Annotated in this window: 1 protein-coding gene; it reads left to right on the top strand. The window is 60.8% G+C overall.

Features of this window, described 5'->3' with window-relative positions:
• Nucleotides 1–32: 32 nt before the first annotated feature.
• Nucleotides 33–255, top strand: a 223-nt coding sequence (locus AB3X89_RS40605) for an ATP-binding cassette domain-containing protein (RefSeq protein ID WP_368588106.1), incomplete at its 3' end; no start/stop codon positions are given.

Raw genomic sequence — 255 nt, 5'->3', positions numbered from 1 at the left:
GTGCGCGCATAAGGTCCGGTGGAGAAAAATACATGAGCGATAACGTAAGCAACAACGCGGCGATCCGTCTGTCGGTGAAGGGCGTCAACAAGCGCTTCGGCGGTTTGCAGGCGCTTTCCGAGGTCGGCCTGCAGATCCGCGCGGGCGAAATCTACGGTCTGATCGGCCCGAACGGCGCCGGCAAGACGACCTTCTTCAACGTGATCACGGGTCTCTACACGCCGGATTCGGGCGAGTTCAAGCTCGACGGCGAGA

It is taken from the genome of Paraburkholderia sp. BR14320, assembly GCF_040948665.1.
Lineage (GTDB): Bacteria > Pseudomonadota > Gammaproteobacteria > Burkholderiales > Burkholderiaceae > Paraburkholderia > Paraburkholderia youngii.
This window is presented reverse-complemented; position numbering and strand designations above follow the sequence as displayed.